The organism is Shewanella marina JCM 15074 (genome assembly GCF_000614975.1).
Classification (GTDB): domain Bacteria; phylum Pseudomonadota; class Gammaproteobacteria; order Enterobacterales; family Shewanellaceae; genus Shewanella; species Shewanella marina.
In genome coordinates this window covers 1-586 of sequence record NZ_BALM01000073.1, presented here as the reverse complement: position 1 = coordinate 586, position 586 = coordinate 1, and the positions used below count along the sequence as shown (strand labels likewise).

Below are 586 nucleotides of genomic sequence, written 5' to 3'. Positions count from 1 at the left end.
CTTCGTTAGTGATGATGGCAAATACAGTCATTTCAGACGCAGTACCGGCAGTGGTATTAACAGTCACTAGTGGTAATTGTGGTTTCTTAGAAAGGTGAACACCTTTTGAGTAATCACGAATATGGCCACCGTTAGCAGCAACAAGGGCGATACCTTTAGCCGCGTCGTGAGAAGAACCACCACCGAATGAAACTACGAAGTCACAGTTTTCTTTAGCAAGTAATACTAAACCGTCTTCAATGTTCTTTTCAGTTGGGTTTGGTTTAACACCACCGTAGATAGCAAAGTCGATGTTATGTGCTGCTAGCTCATCAGTTAGCTTGTTTACTAGGCCGATTTCTACTAATACGCTATCAGTAACAATCAGTGCCTTTTTAAGTTCTTTACTTGCTAATTCAGCGCCTAAAGATTGGATTGCATTTTGACCCATTAAGGTCACAGGAGGCATGTAAAATACACTGCTCATGGTATTACTCCAAAAAGTTAAAACTAAAAATAAATTGAAAGTCTAAATATTAAATAAATAACAAAATCAAATAATTGCTTGTGACATTGATTAAGTTATTTGAAAAGTTGAATCGAAAAA

The 586-nt window shown here is 37.0% G+C and carries 1 protein-coding gene; it reads right to left on the bottom strand.

What is annotated here, in order from left to right; all coding sequences use genetic code 11:
• Window positions 1-466, bottom strand: a 466-nt coding sequence (locus JCM15074_RS20200; RefSeq protein WP_025823774.1) for an iron-containing alcohol dehydrogenase, incomplete at its 3' end; no start/stop codon positions are given.
• Between the last annotated feature and the right edge of the window lie 120 nt (window positions 467-586).